Source organism: Oikeobacillus pervagus (genome assembly GCF_030813365.1).
Classification (GTDB): domain Bacteria; phylum Bacillota; class Bacilli; order Bacillales; family DSM-23947; genus Oikeobacillus; species Oikeobacillus pervagus.
Genome location: NZ_JAUSUC010000018.1, coordinates 32,439 through 50,753 on the forward strand (window position 1 = coordinate 32,439; position 18,315 = coordinate 50,753).

Here is an 18,315-nt window from a genome sequence, read left to right on the forward strand (position 1 = left end):
ACATGCGTACAACTTTGTATACACGTAAACATTTTTGTATACATTTTGTTTACTTTTTGTATACAAGTATACAAAATTGTTTACTTCGTTGTTTTCCTTATATTCTCCTATTCAATTCAAATTCATTTGCCTGAGAATTTTCCTGTTTCACATTTGTTAAACTGCGGCATTTGAACCGTTTATAACGATTCTAGATATGGAAGACAGCGGGGGATTTTAGGATGGAAGGCAATAACTAATCGGTTCAAGTAGGATATCTAATAGGGAGTTTCACTTTATTCGATAAGGCGGGAATACCTTTTTTCTTAAAGGAAATAATATAGTTATCTTTCATGAAGGGAGGTTGAAACATTGAATATACAACGTGCGAAGGAAATTGCTTCCTCTCCAGTAATGGCAAACGTCACTTATAATGGCACTTCTATATACATCCAAAATGTTGATGAACAAAACCAAACAGCAAGAATTTATCCATTAGACCAACCAGAAAATGAACAAAGTGTCTCACTTAACCAACTAATAGAACATTAACTAGAAATGCGAAAGTGCCTCGATCATCGGCGTACGGATTTCGCAAGTTTAGACTGAGATAAAGGGAACACAGCGAGGTCGTTCACGAGTTGAAGTTGGAAGTGGACATCATTTTTAAAGAGTGATACACCATTCTAAATTTTATAATTCCTAAGCGAAAATAAAAACGAGGGATCCTAAACTTGGTCAGGATTACCTCGTTTTTTTATCGCTACCAAAATACCGGCTTTGTAACCATAAACCAGAGCATAACTAATAATAGACCGATATACATGATTAAAGAACGCTTCAGTTTCCTTATTAATAACTCTTGATCATGTTTTGGATCAGCAAACTTGCGAATAGTAGGTGAGAAAGCCCTCGCTAAAAAATAGAGGGAACTTACCATAATCGCAACAGTCATCAAAATCCAAGAGGTTTTCCAAGTCCACGAACTCATGAAAACTAATAAAACCCCAGATACTACTAGTACATGACCGGCATGTTTACTTAGTCTAACTACAAAGCGAAAGGAATCCAAATAGGCTTGCTGCACATTCCCTTTCCCAATGCGTAGTTTTCTAATTAAAGGGAGTAAAACAAAAAATGGTCCTATAGAAAGAATGGCACTAACGATATGAATGTAAAGAAGTACACGGTACATACTAGTTTCTCATCTTCGTTAGTCTTGAACAGGGCTAAATTCATGAACCCAAACTCTCATTTGTGGAAGCCAAGGCATTCCTGGGTGCATAGAAAGAATCGTTTGTTTATAATCCTCAACGCTTTTATAACCTTCCTGACGAGCATTTTCGTCCGTTAATTCCCCTAAAGATTGGGAATAGACACGATCAATAACAAATTTATGGCCTTCCAGTTCCATGATTTCGCCAACATCTGCATATCTACCATTACGGCGAGTAGCAGTTTTTTCTCCTGCAATGACCTTTTTCACATCATCCTCTATCGTAACAAGGCGTTCAATCGTACATGTTTTCGGTGGTAATGCATTGTTTTCATGTTCATTACTCATTAATAATTCCTCCTTATGCCTTCCAAATGTTGATTTCTTTTTTATCCTATCATGATTTCAACACATTTTAAACTAAAGCCTACCTGTACAGTTAAATAGGATACAAAGGGAGAGTAACAGGGATCGATGTGCAAATAAATACGGGGAATACTCATTAAATACGGGAAATATGCAAAAGGACAGAGAACAAGCGCAAATCCGGTCAGGAGTTGCGCAATTGTTCATGGGAAACGTGCAAATCTATGTGGGAAATACTCAAATCCACTTCCCAAGCCTGTTCCCCGTGGAGCTTTGTCCTCGCAAACTTTATATCTAATAACCATTCTGTCTTGGAGTGAAATAAATGACAGTGAGACAATCGGCCATTTGTTGACTGCTTCTTTTTAGCAAAAAATAAATCTTAATATCTTTCAATGTAAATTTCCTTAATATGACAATCTCAAATCCTTATCTATCAATTCTATCGATTTGCACTGTTACTTTAAATAAATCTCCATCTAGGTCGATCTCCAAGCTTCCGCCATGAAGGTCTACTATCGATTTGGCAATAGCAAGACCTAGGCCTGATCCATCCGTATGACGGGATGTATCTCCACGTTTAAAGCGCTCAAATAATTCATCGACATTTTCTCCAAGCTCATATTTTGTCACATTTTTAAACGTGATGATCGCCAATTCTTCTGTTGTTTTGACGTTAATATAGACCCTTGTATGATTTAAGGAATACTTTATAATATTTCCTATTAAATTATCAAATACTCTCCACAGCTTTTGCCCATCAACCATCGCATATACTGGTGTTTCAGGAGTCGAAACCCGAAATTGTAATGTTGAATTTCCAATCATCTCATTATATTCTGCTAAAGATTGCTGTAAAAGTTGATTGATATCAACCTTTTCCTTTTCAATTTCCATATTGCCGCTCGCCATTTTAGACGCTTCAAATAAATCATCGATCAGGATTTTTAATCTTTGTGACTTTCGATCGATAATTTGAATATAAGTATTACGATCTTCCTCCGCTATTTCTGGTGATTTTAATAATTCAGTATACGTAATAATAGACGTTAAAGGAGTACGCAAATCATGACTAACATTAGTAATAAGTTCCGTTTTCAATCTTTCGCTTTTCGCTTGAGCCTTTCGTGATTGTTTCACTTCTTGTTTTAAGCAATTTAAATAATTTGCTTCCTTTGCAAAAATAGATTTCCCTTTTATTAATATCTTTTGGGTTGTATCTCCATTTACTAAGGATTCTGTAAAAAGTATAATTTGGTTAAAATTACCTATAGATCTCACAAGTAATAACAGGGTCGGAAGCCCAATGACAAGAAAAAATAAGGCATAGAGAATAATTAATTCATATTGGATAAGTACCATTCCTGCCCCAGCACCAAGTCCGAAGATAATCATAAGTATAATAAGGGCCTGCACACCAACACTTCGTATAAGGAAAGCCTCTTTCATCCAACAAAATAAATGATATATAAGGCTTTTTCTTAAATCCTCTATAAAACTCCCCCTCTTTACTCGTATATATAAGAGATGTCCCTGAATGATGACAGCCGCTAGAAATAATACTTGTAGCATCAGGAGCATGATCGTTTCCCTTAAGTAGGAGCCCCAGTAATCATAAATCCCTTTATCTAATAGGATCAACGTCAAGATGATGGAGAGCACAAAGATGAATACAGCAAGGTCAATTGGGATTTTATGATAATACGGAAGCCATCTTTCACTTAAAGCAGTTCGACTTACTGTTGTTTTTTTATATAAGAAAACACTAATAAGTAAGAAGAGAACTCCAATAAAGGAAACGATATAAATGACCTTTGTATTCTTTTGGTAGTTAAGATAACTTTTCATAACTGGATGGGTGGAGGGCGCTGATTTATACACCGCAATTTTCCCGGTGAAGGTCCCTTCCTTTCCAATAGGGGCCATTATAGATTGCTCTGAATCTACCTTTCCAGAATATTCTTCATAAAGGTTACGACCAAGTTCATCCATTAAGTCAATCGCCAGACCGTTCTGTGCATTAAAGAAGTAACCTTGCTCTTTTGACGGATACGTAATAATGTATAAACTATTTTTATCATCTAAATAGTTCTCAACTGATTCACCTTTTGGGATTTTTACATTGGTATAAATCTCCTTTGTTTTCGTATCTTGCAAATAGTATTTAAAAGCTGTCTTATAGTTTTCATAGTTCCAACGAGAGCTTTCCTTTTCCTGAAAATATTGATGGATCGCCTTTTTCTTTGCTGCAATAATTTTAGACTTTACGTACTCCGTTTCTGAAAAGTTTTTCTTGATTTCTGCTATCTTTTGATCCCGCTCCGCCATATAAGCATCTGCTACTTCTTGATTGTTTTCCTCTCGGGCAAATTGAATTTTATCATCGTATTGACTTTTGATACTTTCAATTTGTTCTGGTAATGTACCATATACATGACGATATGTTTCAATTTCATCTGCTGTTACAGTAATCTTTTTCACAGCTTCTTTTTCTGTCATCTTATTAAATTCATACATACTTAAGTAATCGGTAAATTGCTTTAAATCACTGCTAAATTCATCTGACTGAAAATAAGATTTACTACCAAATTTATCTATATTAAAAAGGCCGTAAATGAACCCACTCAATCCCAGACTTAGCATCACGATCCACAAAACAAGCAGAATTTTATTTTTCAATTTTATATCCAATTCCCCATACCACCTTTAAGTACCTCGGATTTTTAGGATCTATTTCAATTTTTTCCCTAATTTTACGTATATGGACAGCTACTGTATTTTCTGCATTGAATGATGGTTCTTTCCACACTCGTTCATAAATCTCTCCAATAGAAAATACTCGCCCTGCATGAATCATTAATAACTCCATTATTTTATATTCAATCGGTGTTAATTTTACCGGTTCTCCATTCACTGCCACTTCTTTGGCGGATTGGTCTAATGTCAGACCATGGACATCAATCACTTGTTGGATTCCTTCGTATGTTCCTAACATCATATATCTTCTTAGTTGTGATTTTACACGGGCGATTAGCTCTAACGGATTAAATGGTTTGGTGACATAATCATCGGCTCCCACTTGTAGACCTAATACTTTGTCTGTGTCCTCGCTTTTGGCACTTAACATAATAATGGGGATATTCTTTTCTTCCCGGATTTTAAATGTCGTCGCAATTCCATCTAATCTAGGCATCATCACATCTAAAATAATCAGATGAATTGTATGTTCATCTAGTTTTTCAATGGCTTCAATTCCGTCTTTTGCTTTTATAACGGTGATGCCTTCATTTTTTAAATAAATTTCAATCGCATCTCGTATTTCTTCTTCATCATCTACAACTAAAACAAAAAAAGATTCCATTTCATTTCACACTCCTTTCCAAAATATATTACAAGTATTTTCCTTGATTTATAAACAGTATAAAGAGTAAATCTTAACATCCAGTAAGGGAAATTATGAAGAATTTCTTAATTTGTAGGTTTTTCGGTAGGTTTCATTCATTTTTAGATTCGTAATAGCGAAAAAAGGGCCGTCCCAATGCAGAGAACCCGGTACATTTACACTATATATTAAAAAAATATCAACCATATATAGTGTTTTAAGAATAGGTTCCTTGCACTACGGATAGCCCAAAAAAATTTATATTTCAATCTTCAAAGGTAAAGCGATTGATACAGCTGTTCCTTCTCCTACTTTGCTGTGAAAATCCATTTTTCCATAGTGGTTTGTAATAATTCGGTTGGATATCGTTAACCCCAAACCGATCCCTCGTTCTTTATTACTATAAAAAGGTTCACCTAATGTTTTGAGTCTCGCCTCTTCAACACCGAGACCATTATCCGTGACAATCATTTTCAACTGTTGGTTCTCTTCCTTCACAGAAATCGTAATCTTTGTTGCTTCAGCTTCAATTGCATTCTCCAAAATATTCACTAGCGCCTCTTTTATTAGAATAGGATCACATGCAAGATAAGCGGGTTGATCCATCTCAACTATGACCTTTGTTCGATTTTTATTAAGAATGCCTTGACGTTTTAATAATTGAATAGATTCCTCAATTAATCGTTTTATATTTATATTTTCCCTAAACTCTGAAAATGGTTTAGCCAAAATCATGAATCTACTCACGACTTGTTCAATTCGATTAATTTCTTCCATCGTTATTTTGGCATATTCCAGAAATTCTCCATCATCATGGGGAGTAATTAATTGGAGAAATCCCTTTATTGTCGTTAAGGGGTTTCGCACCTCATGAGCAATTCCTGCAACTAATTCCCCTAATACAAATAATTTTTCTTCATTAATCTTGGCTTGTTCAGCTTTCACCTTTTCTGTCATATCTCTTGAAATAATAACGAATTGATCCATTTCACCCTTATCATTCAATATAGGCATTCCTATTCCTTCTAGTAAAATAATTCGTCCTTTCACATCCATTTTTCTATAGCGAACAGGTGGAGACTTCTTATTTTTTTTCAGAACTTCGATCGTCTCCTTCATGAGTTGTTGATCTTCTGAGTTAATGCAAGTGTATATGCTTTTCCCGAGAATACTGTTCGGTTCATACCCTAATATTTTTTTATACGATGGAGACACATATTCATATATTCCCTCTGAATTGACAACACTAATGAGATCACTTATATGATCCAAAATCATTCTTTGTTTATATTCGTTTCTTTTTAGCCTTTCTTCTGCCTCTCTTCTCACTGTTACATCACGTGAAACGACAATTACATTTAATACGGTTCCTTCATCTACTACAGGAATTCCATAGGTCTCAAGCCAAATATAATCCCCTTCAGATTTCTTATAGCGAAATTCAACAGTAGTTGTTTCCTGATTCTGTATTAATTCTATAAATTTGGTGTGAATTTCATCCCGCTCTTCAGGATGAACAAAATCAAAAGGGGAATATCCAATATGGTCTGTGGAGGAATAACCGGTTACCTTGTCATAAGTGGGAGACGAATAGACAATTCTCCCTTGCAAATCTAGTATGCTCACCATATCTGTTGTATGATCGGCTATCAATTTGTATTTATCCAATTGTAATTTAATTTGATCACTTTCCTTAATAAATACTTGGGTTAATTGTGCTTCTTCGTCAAAAGGTAGTGGGAGCAATGTCACCTCCATTTTCACATATTCACCCGAATTGATGAACCATGTTTGATTTAAATGCCTAGGAAAGGGTTGATCCATCTTGTAGACAGAGAAGTTATTACATAAAATCCACTGATTCACGTTTGTTCCAATAATCTGCTCCTCTGAATCTAATGCTAAAAGATTTAATGCAGCTTGATTAGCCAATAACCACTTTTCTTGATCTTTTACTAAATAGGGCACTGAAGATTTATCGTAAAATTATTTATATCTATGAAGGATGTCTGTTTTTATTTCCATCGAATACCCCCCTTATAGTGATGACCAAAATTTTTATCATTTATCTGAAAATTTCGTATTTTAAAATGGCTATTTGAGGTCTGTTATCACTACTACTATAGTGTCAAACTAGATTGTATAAAAAATTCGACATCTATGCTCAAAATCCTTTATATACAATAAAATTTATTATAGCAAAATAGAAAAACAGGCTGGATTATGATGTAAAACACAAGAAACAGGGGTTTTGTTTTTTTAATGGTAAAAGGATGTCAAAAAAAGGGACTTTATTATATTTCCCCTTCAACAAAGTGTATACCCTGTTAACGATATGGTAAGATAAAAAATGGAATGATTTAAGGAGATGACAATCATGAAAAATGAAATCATTGAGAGATTTACGACCTATGTAAAAGTGGACACGCAATCAAATGAAAATAGCGATACATGTCCTTCCACTCCGGGTCAGTTAACCCTTGCCAATATGCTAGTAGAGGAGTTAAAGTCCATAGGGATGAAGGAAGTGACTATCGATGAAAATGGCTACGTTATGGCAACACTCCCTGCGAACACGGAAAAAGTGGTTCCAACCATCGGCTTTCTTGCTCATGTCGATACAGCTACAGACTTTACAGGGAAAAATGTCCGGCCACAAATCGTTGAAAACTACGATGGAAAAGACATTATATTAAATAAAGATTTAAATATTGTTTTATCACCGAAGGATTTTCCAGAACTCGCAAATTATCAAGGTCATACGCTGGTTACAACAGATGGAACCACTCTTCTTGGCGCTGACAACAAATCAGGGGTCACCGAAATTATGACAGCGATGGCCTATCTCATTCAACATCCAGAGATCAAGCATGGGAAAGTTCGCGTAGCATTCACACCAGATGAAGAAATTGGAAGAGGACCTCATAAATTTGATGTAGAAGCTTTTAATGCACAATATGCTTACACGGTCGACGGTGGACCATTAGGCGAATTAGAGTACGAAAGCTTTAATGCGGCGGCAGCGAAGATCACGTTCAAAGGGAAGAACGTCCATCCAGGTACAGCGAAAGGGAAAATGATCCATTCCGCTAAAATGGCCATGGAATTTCATCAACAACTTCCATCTAAGGATGCTCCTGAATTTACAGAAGGATATGAAGGCTTCTACCATCTTCTTTCATTCAATGGAGATGTAGAAGAGACTAGATTGCATTATATTATTCGAGACTTTGACCGTGAAAAATTCAATGACAGAAAGGCAACCATTAAAAAAATAGTTGCTCAGTTACAAGAACAATATGGAGAAGAACGAATCATTTTAGAGATGAACGATCAATATTACAATATGGGGGAAAAAATTGAACCCGTAAAGGAAATTGTCGATATTGCCTATGAAGCAATGAAAAATTTAAACATTGAACCGAAGATATCTCCTATTCGCGGTGGTACGGACGGTTCCCAGCTTTCTTATATGGGACTGCCGACACCGAATATTTTTACAGGTGGGGAAAACTTCCACGGTCGATTTGAATATATTTCTGTCGATAATATGATCAAGGCTACAAATGTCGTCGTTGAAATCATTAAACTAACAGAAAGTAAAGCAAGCAGCGGGAAATAAAATCCGCTGCTTTTACTTGTTTCCTTGTGTTGAAAATTTCGGATATCCGATCAGGATCGCGATGACCCCACAAATCCCAATTAAAATTGGATAGTAGGAATATGGCAATAGGCTAACAGGTGAAATTTTGGCGATTTCCGCCGCTACAAGTAATTGTGCTCCGTACGGGATTAATCCTTGGATACTGCATGAAAAAATGTCTAATAAACTAGCCGATTTTCGTGGGTCAATATCATATTGATCTGCAATATTTTTAACAAGTGGACCCGCAATAATAATTGAAATTGTGTTATTAGCCGTTGATAAATCAGTCAATCCAATTAAACTTGCTATGCTAAATTCTGCCCCTTTTTTCGATTTAATATTTTTCGTCACCGCATAAAGGATGAAGTCAATTCCGCCATTATGCCGGATCACTTCCACCATCCCAGCAATCAGAATAGCTAGGAAGGCGATTTCATACATTCCGGCCATCCCTTCCCCAACTTGCTGAATGACACTCATGACTTGATAACTTCCATCTACTAAGCCTACAACCCCTGCAAATATGATCCCAATCGATAGGACGAGAAGGACGTTGATCCCAATTAAAGCGGTGATCAGTACACATAAATAAGGTAAAATTTTCACCCAGTCATAAGAATGCTGTGTAATTTCCGCATGTTGACCCATCGTTAAGAGTCCAAGTATCACACAAGTGACGATCGCTGCGGGCAAGACAATCCAAAAGTTTACCTTAAATTTATCTTTCATTTTCGTATTTTGAGTACGAACAGCAGCAATCGTTGTATCAGAAATAAATGAAAGATTATCGCCAAACATTGACCCACCAATGACCGTTGCCATTGAGAGTGCTAGTGAAATATCGGTTTGCTCACTAATTCCAACCCCAATAGGAGCTAACGCCACAATCGTTCCCATCGATGTTCCCATGGATAAGGAAATAAAGCAAGCGATAATGAACATTCCGACCATTAACAAGTTTTGCGGGACAACAGATAATGCTAGATTCACAGTGGAATCGACCGCTCCCATCCCTTTGGCGACTTCAGAAAAAGCCCCAGCCAAAAGGAAGATCATCACCATTAACATAATATTTGTATTCCCTGCCCCACGGCAGAAAACATCCACCTTCTTATAAAAGGACTCTTTATGATTCATCGCTAATGCCACTGCAGCCGAAATAGCAATGGCCACGATTACTGGAAAACTGTAAAAATCACCCGTAATGATTCCGGACCCGATAAATAGGGTTAAAAAAACGAGAAACGGAAATAAAGCCCACGGATTTCCCTTTTTGTCCACACTCAAGATGATCACCTCACAAATTTTTTTCATAATGAAGAAATGGACTTAGTCTTTTCTCTATACAAAAAAGACCACTTCTTGCCAATGTTTCAAGAAGAGGTCTTATAATTTTTTATAAAACACTCCTCTTATCTACCAAGCATTTCTGCTCGCTGGATTTGGCACAGCACTCTAAACTTGAGTCCGCTGCCGAGATTTCATCGGGCCAGTCCCTCCATCTCTCTTGATAAGAAGATTATCCATATTCTCATTTATAAAGTAATATAAAGGATACAGTAATTTCGATATTTTCGCAACCTATAGATAAGAATTTGAATGGATGTATTTTATGGGGGATAAAAAGGAATAAAAATAATTTTATAATGAGGGATTATTTTCCAATTTTAGAGACAAAAAATGCCCGTCCCTTTCAAATATGTGAAAAGGAGTCAGGCGTTTTTTAGAACTATTTTATATTACATGTTGGAAAGGACATCTGTTAATACGGGAACAATTTGTTTTTTACGTGAAACAACGCCCTCTAATAATGCTTTATTTTGATCCAGGGATACATTATATGCCTTTTCTACAGCTGATGCTTTTTCACCAAGAGCTAAGGCCGTTGAATTACTATTTAAAATATCGGTTACAACAAGCAGGAATAAATCTAGTTGTTTTTCAGAAATCACTTCTGTCAATGTTGTTTCTAGCTCCTCTTGACGGGCTAAAATTTCATTAACATCGACAGCATTAACTTGTGCAATTTCTACTTTGGAATCACCCATTTGGAACTCCTTTGCATCTAGGCCGATTAATTCTTTCGCTGTCTTATCTTTCAAATCTGCTCCTGCTTTTAACATATCAAGGCCATATTTTTCGGCATCTACTCCAGCAATGGCTGCTAATTCTTTTGCAGCTGCTACATCTTCATCTGTACATGTTGGAGATTTGAATAAAAGAGTGTCAGAAATAATCGCTGATAGCATTAATCCAGCAATCTCTTTTTTCACTTGTACATTTTTTTCCTTATAAATTTTATTTAAAATGGTTGCCGAACAGCCAACTGGTTCTGCACGGTAATATAAAGGATCGCCTGTTTGGAAATTCGCAATACGGTGATGATCAATTACTTCCAAAATTCGAACTTTTTCGATGTCATCTGCACTTTGTTGGAATTCATTATGGTCAATCAGAATGACTTGGTCAACTTCATTCGCAACGGTTTGAACAAGTCGAGGTGCGTCCACTTTGAAATAGTCCAATGCATATTGGGTTTCTTGGTTTACTTCACCTAGGCGAACCGCTTCTACTTCAATTCCTAATTCACTTTTCAATTTTTCATAGGCAATAACAGAACAAATAGAATCAGTATCAGGATTTTTATGTCCAAAAATCAGTGTTTTGCTCATGGTCCAACTCCCTCTTTTTCTCATAGATTTTGGTTAGTATAGTCAAACTCTATTTTTCCAGAATTCCATGAATTTGACAAGGTGCCAGGCACCATCCATTTTTTGGGTGATACCTAGCACTATTTTATTGAATGATATAACTAATGCATAGGCCGATGGACAAAAGAATACCAAAGATTGTATTGGTTTGGGCTGTCGCTTTCATCGCTAGGATTACTTGTAAAGGGGACTGCACCTCATTAAAGAAGCCTTTTAAAGCTTGTACGGGTTTTGGAAAGCTAAGGAGAACGAGTAGCAGCCACGGGCTCACGACTCCTGTCACTACAAGCCCAATCATCCAAATATAAGAGACGGCAAACATAGCGCCTAATATATAAATAGCCCCTTTTCTCCCTACAAGAATCGCCAATGTATTTCGACCACCTAATGTATCCTCCTCAATATCACGAATATTATTGGATAAATTAATCGCCCCTACTAAAATTCCGATGGGGACAGATAGAAGAATACTCTCAGTCGTAACCGAACCTGTTTGAATATAAAAAGCAATTAATATAAAGACAGAACCCATACATAACCCAGAAAATAATTCACCAAAAGGCGTATAGGCAATTGGCAGTGGTCCTCCTGTATAAAAATACCCGACCATCATTCCTAAAATCCCAATAAGAGCCAGCCACCAGCTCGTATTCATACAAATATACAAACCTAATAAAAGAGCAATTCCATATGATCCTAAAGCCATATTTAATACCGTCTTCGGACTCATTCCATGGCGAACGATCGCACCACCAATCCCAACAGAATCCTCAGTATCTAAACCACGCTTAAAATCATAATATTCATTAAATAAATTAGTAGCAATTTGGAGCAATAAACAGGCAAGAAGCATCGCAATAAATAAACCTGCGTGATGATCCGCATAGAACATAGCAAGAACCGTGCCAATTAACACCGGGACAATCGAAGCAGTCAACGTATGTGGACGTGTCAATTGCCACAACAATTTCCCCCTACTTACCGATTCAATCGATTCCATTTTCATACGAATGTCCTTTCTAAAATAATCCTTATATACCCATCATAAAGAAAACCCAACGACATTTACAAGTGGAAAATCTGGATGGTGCCAGGCACCATCCAGAAATTGGGTAAATCTAGCTACTCTTAATATATTGATATAACTTAGGGTCGAGTGCTTTTTCCATTATCATGTTCATATGTACGACGGGTTTTTTATTTTCGTCTTTCATTATATCTTGTTGTACGCTTTGTTGATCAGGTTTTGCTTTTCCTAAGTAATAAAAATCTTTTCCTTCGTCATCGTCTTTTTTCACAAAGATATGGATATCGATATGATGATCCTCTGCGTAAATGATTTTTTTTACTTCTTCAGACTTTAGGGTTCTATTGCTTCTTGTATACCATTTCAATACATCTTGACTTAAGAATTCGTCCTCATAATTCACACTGGCTTCAACATCACTTTGTTTATGATAAGTAATAAAGATCGGACATGTTTGATCTTTCGTTTTGTAACCATAGACAGTAGAACTTTCATCTTTAGGCCAATTTAATAATTTACAAACATCTTTCCTAGAATACTTTTCATATAATGTCAACGATTCCTCGCATTTATACAACTTGCTCTTCTCTTTAGCACTGCGCACAATGTCCTCTATTAAATGCCGGAAATAGTCATTAGCCTTTAGACGTTCTTGCAGATTCTGACAAAAAGCGTAGATATTATGGGAATTCAAAGTAACAAGCGGCTTTTCTCCATATTTTTTTCGATCACTTTGGGTAAAAAAAGAAAGATCCAGAACCCGTTTGACCGATTCTAAAGTAGCTGAATCAATGCGGCAACGAAATTTGACTAGCTGACGGATATATTCATCCTGTTGAATTTCTCCTTTTTCCAGCAACAATTCCAATAAGATAATTTCGTGTTTTCTCTTCCCATTTAAAATTTCCAATGATAGCATCGTTAACACTTTATTTTCATATGAACTTAATAATGGAAGATCTTCTTTCATTTTTAATAAAAATTGATAATAGTTATGATACTTAGTCGCAACCACAACCGGATCTAGTGAGTGATTATCTAGAAAATCGTATAGATAGGGGATTCTCCCTAATCGATTTTTTAGTTCCACATAAGCCTCTTTTAAGATCTTTAACGTCGTCAAATTACTTTGATCGATTGCTGAAAAAATTCGTTTTTTCGCTATTTCCTCAAAATTAATCGTAGATACACCTTTAATAAAACTTGTATCATTTGTCTTTCGACGAATACGATCTTTGTTTTGGGAACGATCCCCTGAAAGTGCAATCGGAATTAAATAATTCTTTTTATAATTTCCAATAAAATCAATAATGGTTACATAATCTTTTGTAGAATGTTTACGCAGTCCCCGCCCAAGCTGTTGGATGAAAATAATACTGGATTGGGTTTGTCTCAACATAACTACTTGATTAATACTCGGAATATCAATCCCCTCATTAAAAATATCAACGGTTAGAATATAATCAAGTTCACCATTTTCTAATTTAGAAATATTAGATTCCCTTACTTCTTGAGAATCTTCCCCTGTTAACGCCACTGTGCGGAAACCCTTTTGATTGAATAATTGTGATAATTGTTTTGCTTCTTCTTTACGACTACAAAATATTAACCCTTTTACCTCTTCACCAGAAAAGCCGTAATACTCCACCTTTTCTAAAATATGCTGGACACGTTCTTCGGTCACAAGCTTGGATAAAAGAGTGGTCTCATCCATCATTTCCCCGTTCCATTCCCAATCAGTTACACCAAAATAATGAAAAGGACATAGCATATCTTCTTCAAGTGCTTCTTGCAGACGAATTTCGTAAGCAATATTGTAATCAAAGAGTTCATAAATATTAAAATCATCTGTACGCTCTGGTGTCGCTGTCATTCCTAATAAAAATTTCGGTTGGAAATATTCCATAACTTTTTGGTAAGACGAGGCACCTGCTTTATGAACTTCATCGATCAGAATATAATCAAATTCTTCACGATGAAATTGTTGTAAATTTTCCTCTTTTGAAATCGTCTGGATGGTCGCAAATAAATACTTAGCATCCGTCTGCCTATTTGACCCCGATAAAATTCCAAAATCTTTATCATACCCACCAAGAACCTTTTTATAATCCGCTTGAGCCTTTTTAAGAATCTGTTCGCGGTGAACGATAAAGAGCATTCGTCTTGGAGCAAAGCGGCGTACATCAAAAGCAGAAAGATAGGTTTTCCCTGTTCCAGTAGCTGAAATGACTAAACCTTTTTGTTCCCCAGCATCACGAACTGCTTGAATTTCTTTTAAGGCAGCCTGTTGCATTTTATTTGGTACAATTTCGAGAGCCTCTTTGATGGAATTTGTTTCATACTTGATTGGTAATTCCACTACTCGGTCGATTAATTTTGGTTCGGTTATTTGCTTATATGTTTTTTTATAGTTCTCAATCCATCTCTCTGATAAAGGCTCTGCTTCTTTCCATACTTCTTCAAATTGATTTTTAAAATGGTGAACGATTTCCCCATTTTCATGAGAAGTTAATTTTACATTCCATTCATAGTTGACTTTTAAAGCATGAGCCGTTAGATTGGAACTCCCTACAATTAAAGAATAATGGGTTTTATTCTGAAAAATATACCCCTTTGAATGAAACCCTTGCAAATCCGTCAACCTTACTTCAACATTTTTGATTTTCATTAATTCTTTAAACATTTTTGGCTGGTTAAAGTTCAAAAAGGTAGAAGTTAAGATTCGCCCTTTAATTCCTTTTCTTTTAAGGTCAAGAAAATGTGATTTTAAAGTAGCCAATCCGCTCTCTGTAATAAAAGCAACAGAAAAAAGAAAAGACTCACAACTTTCCAGTTCCTCCAGCAATGAAGTTAAGACATTTTCATTTTTTTGCGAATGATTAATTAATAATCTAGGTTTATAGTTTCCCGATTGAGTATACTTATGATCGATAAACCCCTTATGTAAAGAAGCTTCCAATTTTCCTATAAAATTTTCCATATGATCACCATACATTACCAAATTAATATATTTATTGTAATCCTCCTGTTTTAGTAGAGCAATCATAATTTAAATCTTTGGGTTTCAAGGTATTTTTTAGAAGGGGGAGCACAGTTATGGGGAGTAGATTTAAGATTTGCAGGATTTGCGTATTTCCTTGGGGTATTTGCGTATTTCCCGAGGCGATATGATTATTTCCTAAGATTTATGTTTATTTCCCAAAAGGATTTGATTATTTCCCTTCGTATTTGCGTATTTCCCGATTATATTTGCGCTACTTTCACTTTTCACAATGATTGAAAGAAACAACAAAAAAACTATTCACAAATTGTGAATAGCAAAAAATCATTTTACCTAATCATCATGAAGTGACGTTCACCAATTTTTCAATCGCGGGAATATCTGCAGGGGCCCAGTCTAAATTTAGGAGTTCACTGGGTTCCAGCCACTTAATGGCTACATGCTCAGTTAATTCCGGTTGGCCTTCCACTAGCTTACAACGGAAGGTAGTTAAATGAACAATTCCAAAATCATATTCATAGGCCGTATGTTCAACTTGTTCCCCAATTTCGACTTTGCAAAGCATTTCTTCTTCAATTTCGCGGCGCAACGCCTCTTGAGGTGTTTCGCCTTTCTCTATCTTTCCTCCTGGAAACTCCCATTTTAGAGATAAACTCTTATCTGGCCCCCTTTGTGCACATAAAATTTTCCCTTTTTCAATAATGACAGCTCCAACGACATAGATATTTTTTTTCATTTCGTCCTCCTATGAAATATGCCTAGTTTCAAGCGCTATTTTCGTTTTTACCTTTCTAGCCCCATCGTTTTCTGTCCTCATAACGAAGTCTAGAAAAGCTAGCTATCATCCATTTTTTGAATAATACCTAACACCTTTAGTTTACTTTATTTGAAATTGTCTAAGAGCCCCATTTAATTCTTCTATTAGTTGGTTAAGCTGTATGGCATGGCGGGTAACCTCGTTTGTAGATGCTGCTTGTTCTTCCATAGCGGAGCTGATTTCCTCAGTGGAAGCTGTCGTCTGTTGTGAAACAGCTGAAATTTCCTCGATCATCTTCACGACCATTTCCTTCTCCTCTTGGATTGAATGAATGCTATGCATTTCTTCTTCTATGGACCCCATCATACTCTGTAAGGATTCAGTTAATTTATCCATCGCCGCACTCGCCATTCTCACAGCATCTTTCTGGTCAATACTGATTGTATTTGTCTCATTCATTACTTCTACTAGTTCTTTCGTGTTCACCACCATATCTTTGGCCATATCATGAATATCATTTGCAGCTCTTTTTGATTCTTCTGCTAAATTACGAACCTCATTAGCTACCACGGCAAATCCCTTTCCATGCTCACCAGCTCTTGCAGCTTCAATAGAAGCATTTAGGGAAAGTAAATTAGTTTGTTCTGCAATTTGTTCAATAGCCTTTGTGACACGAGTAATTGAATGTGACCTTTCGTCAAACTTTGAGATCATTTCAGTCACTTTCTCAAAGGACTGTTCTAATTTACAATAGGATTTCTCTAAGTTCCCTACTTGACGATTTCCACTATCGATTTCATTTGCTGCGTCTTTCATTGTGAATTCAATTTGATTTGATTGATTTAACAAGTTTCCAATCTGTCCACTTAAATCATGAATCGCTTTTGTTCCCTTGTCAATCTCTCCAGTTTGATTTCCTGTTCCAACCGCAATTTCTTCAACCGCTTGAGTAATTTCTTCTATAGATTGATTGTTTTCATTGGCTATGGTGGTTAAACCCTCTGCTGCATGATTTACTGAACTAACATTAGTTGTAATTTTAAATATTAATTGTCTCATTTTATAGAGCATTTCATTATAGCTAACTGCAAGTTGTCCGAGCTCATCTTTAGAATGAATCTCTAATTCTGACACTAAATCCCCTTCTGCTGTCTTTCCTATGACTGTTTGGAAATAACGAATTAACTTATTAAGCCTCCAAGCAATAATAATTGCGAAAATCACTCCGATAGCTAATCCGACTAGAATAGACAACCCACTAACTTTTTGAAACTTACTGATTTTGTCGAAAAAAATAGCTTCTGGTGTCAAGGAGATAACATTCCAATTTAGCCCAAAAATAGTTGCACTATGTCTCTTGTATTTTTCTCCATTCCAAGAGAAATCATGAGAAGTATTGGGAGACTTTTGATTCATCTCATTCACCCAACTAAATGCCGAATGAAATTTCTTCGAGTCTTCAATTAAGTCTTCTACACCTTCTACTGTTCCGCTCTTTTCCGGATTCATATTTTTACCATCTGCATTCTCTATAAAAGAGCTAATGATAAAACCTTGATCATCTAAAATAATTAGTTTACTGTTGGATTCCTTTTCAATCTTTTCTCTTAATAAAGCAATATTAGATAAATCGATGTCATATCCTAATGCCCCCACCATATTACCTTTGGAAAAAACGGGGGTAATAACAGATGTCATCATTTTACTTGTCACAATATCTTTATACACTCCGACCCATGTTGTTTCTGGATGTTCTTTTAATAATCGATATGACTTCGTCTCTCTGACATCCTTATCCACTTTTGCATATGGGGAAATATGTAACTTTCCTGTAGTAAAATCCATAAAGTAAACCGAAGTTAACATTGGATCTTCTTTACGAATAGACTTGATTTCCTTTTCCATTTGCCCAATGAAACCCTCTTCATTCATTTGTAGAGATAGAAGACTAGCCATTTGTTTAATGGAAGAGTCATATTTACCAAGATCTTTTTCTACAAATGCAGCGGCATTTTTGGCATTATATACTCCATGTTTCATATCATCTTTTTTTAAGATATCGCTAATTGTTATGTAATTAAATATGACAGTAATAGCAACAGCAAGTAGTACCGAAGCAGACAAAAATAATATCCCTTTTGTCCGGATCGATAATCCCTTTATACTACCTTTACGTTCTTTTATAACAGCCACCTTATACCTTCTCCCTTCTGCCTACAATATCGGAATA

Annotated in this window: 13 protein-coding genes and 1 riboswitch; of the genes, 2 read left to right on the plus strand and 11 right to left on the minus strand. The window is 35.9% G+C overall.

Translation table 11 applies throughout. The annotated features are described in order from the left end of the window. The first annotated feature begins 351 nt into the window (after positions 1 to 351). Positions 352 to 531 (plus strand): small acid-soluble spore protein H, encoded by a 180-nt coding sequence (locus J2S13_RS08640; RefSeq protein WP_307257334.1) that lies wholly within the window; start codon positions 352 to 354, stop codon positions 529 to 531. Between the two features lie 211 nt (positions 532 to 742). Here the strand turns inward: J2S13_RS08640 and J2S13_RS08645 are convergent, their stop codons facing one another. The 5 genes from J2S13_RS08645 to J2S13_RS08665 form a co-directional block, all read right to left on the minus strand. After that, a complete protein-coding gene (locus J2S13_RS08645; RefSeq protein WP_307257335.1) occupies positions 743 to 1,174 on the minus strand; it encodes a DUF2269 family protein in 432 nt (143 codons plus the stop codon). An 18-nt stretch (positions 1,175 to 1,192) separates the two neighbouring features. Then, a complete protein-coding gene (locus tag J2S13_RS08650; protein WP_307257336.1) occupies positions 1,193 to 1,543 on the minus strand; it encodes an ASCH domain-containing protein in 351 nt (116 codons plus the stop codon). A gap of 447 nt (positions 1,544 to 1,990) precedes the next feature. Continuing rightward, on the minus strand, positions 1,991 to 4,252 hold the full coding sequence (locus J2S13_RS08655; protein ID WP_307257337.1) for a sensor histidine kinase: 2,262 nt from the start codon (positions 4,250 to 4,252) through the stop codon (positions 1,991 to 1,993). Then, a complete protein-coding gene (locus J2S13_RS08660) occupies positions 4,230 to 4,922 on the minus strand; it encodes a response regulator transcription factor (protein WP_307257338.1) in 693 nt (230 codons plus the stop codon). The genes J2S13_RS08655 and J2S13_RS08660 overlap by 23 nt, the downstream gene beginning before the upstream one ends. A 279-nt stretch (positions 4,923 to 5,201) precedes the next feature. Next, entirely contained in the window at positions 5,202 to 6,875 is a 1,674-nt protein-coding gene (locus J2S13_RS08665) for a PAS domain S-box protein (RefSeq protein WP_307257339.1), read from the minus strand. A 445-nt stretch (positions 6,876 to 7,320) separates the two neighbouring features. On the opposite strand from J2S13_RS08665, the gene pepT reads away from it, so the two are divergent. Beyond that, positions 7,321 to 8,565 (plus strand): peptidase T, encoded by a 1,245-nt coding sequence (pepT, locus tag J2S13_RS08670; protein ID WP_307257340.1) that lies wholly within the window; start codon positions 7,321 to 7,323, stop codon positions 8,563 to 8,565. A 12-nt stretch (positions 8,566 to 8,577) separates the two neighbouring features. Here the strand turns inward: pepT and J2S13_RS08675 are convergent, their stop codons facing one another. The 6 genes from J2S13_RS08675 to J2S13_RS08700 all read right to left on the minus strand — a co-directional run bounded on the left by J2S13_RS08675 (position 8,578) and on the right by J2S13_RS08700 (position 18,278). Then, on the minus strand, positions 8,578 to 9,870 hold the full coding sequence (locus tag J2S13_RS08675) for a Na+/H+ antiporter NhaC family protein (RefSeq protein ID WP_307257357.1): 1,293 nt from the start codon (positions 9,868 to 9,870) through the stop codon (positions 8,578 to 8,580). Between the two features lie 128 nt (positions 9,871 to 9,998). Continuing rightward, positions 9,999 to 10,106: riboswitch (SAM riboswitch) on the minus strand. A gap of 222 nt (positions 10,107 to 10,328) precedes the next feature. Then, positions 10,329 to 11,261, minus strand: a complete 933-nt coding sequence (locus J2S13_RS08680; protein WP_307257341.1) for a manganese-dependent inorganic pyrophosphatase — start codon at positions 11,259 to 11,261, stop codon at positions 10,329 to 10,331. A 124-nt stretch (positions 11,262 to 11,385) separates the two neighbouring features. Beyond that, positions 11,386 to 12,306: a 1,4-dihydroxy-2-naphthoate polyprenyltransferase gene (locus J2S13_RS08685; RefSeq protein ID WP_370874000.1), complete on the minus strand. Its 921-nt coding sequence runs from the start codon at positions 12,304 to 12,306 to the stop codon at positions 11,386 to 11,388. A 112-nt stretch (positions 12,307 to 12,418) separates the two neighbouring features. Beyond that, entirely contained in the window at positions 12,419 to 15,307 is a 2,889-nt protein-coding gene (locus tag J2S13_RS08690) for a DEAD/DEAH box helicase (protein WP_307257342.1), read from the minus strand. 361 nt (positions 15,308 to 15,668) lie between these two features. Then, positions 15,669 to 16,064, minus strand: coding sequence for a (deoxy)nucleoside triphosphate pyrophosphohydrolase (locus tag J2S13_RS08695; RefSeq protein WP_307257343.1), 396 nt, complete (start codon positions 16,062 to 16,064; stop codon positions 15,669 to 15,671). 141 nt (positions 16,065 to 16,205) lie between these two features. After that, on the minus strand, positions 16,206 to 18,278 hold the full coding sequence (locus J2S13_RS08700; protein WP_307257344.1) for a methyl-accepting chemotaxis protein: 2,073 nt from the start codon (positions 18,276 to 18,278) through the stop codon (positions 16,206 to 16,208). Positions 18,279 to 18,315 lie beyond the last annotated feature (37 nt).

What these genes read in the sequence shown, in the direction of transcription:
- J2S13_RS08650 (WP_307257336.1), bottom strand. Translation starts at nt 1,543, where the DNA reads ATGAGTAATGAACATGAAAACAATGCATTACCACCGAAAACATGTACG.
- pepT (WP_307257340.1), top strand. Translation starts at nt 7,321, where the DNA reads ATGAAAAATGAAATCATTGAGAGATTTACGACCTATGTAAAAGTGGAC.
- J2S13_RS08685 (WP_370874000.1), bottom strand. Translation starts at nt 12,306, where the DNA reads ATGAAAATGGAATCGATTGAATCGGTAAGTAGGGGGAAATTGTTGTGG.
- J2S13_RS08680 (WP_307257341.1), bottom strand. Translation starts at nt 11,261, where the DNA reads ATGAGCAAAACACTGATTTTTGGACATAAAAATCCTGATACTGATTCT.
- J2S13_RS08690 (WP_307257342.1), bottom strand. Translation starts at nt 15,307, where the DNA reads ATGGAAAATTTTATAGGAAAATTGGAAGCTTCTTTACATAAGGGGTTT.
- J2S13_RS08695 (WP_307257343.1), bottom strand. Translation starts at nt 16,064, where the DNA reads ATGAAAAAAAATATCTATGTCGTTGGAGCTGTCATTATTGAAAAAGGG.
- J2S13_RS08660 (WP_307257338.1), bottom strand. Translation starts at nt 4,922, where the DNA reads ATGGAATCTTTTTTTGTTTTAGTTGTAGATGATGAAGAAGAAATACGA.
- J2S13_RS08645 (WP_307257335.1), bottom strand. Translation starts at nt 1,174, where the DNA reads ATGTACCGTGTACTTCTTTACATTCATATCGTTAGTGCCATTCTTTCT.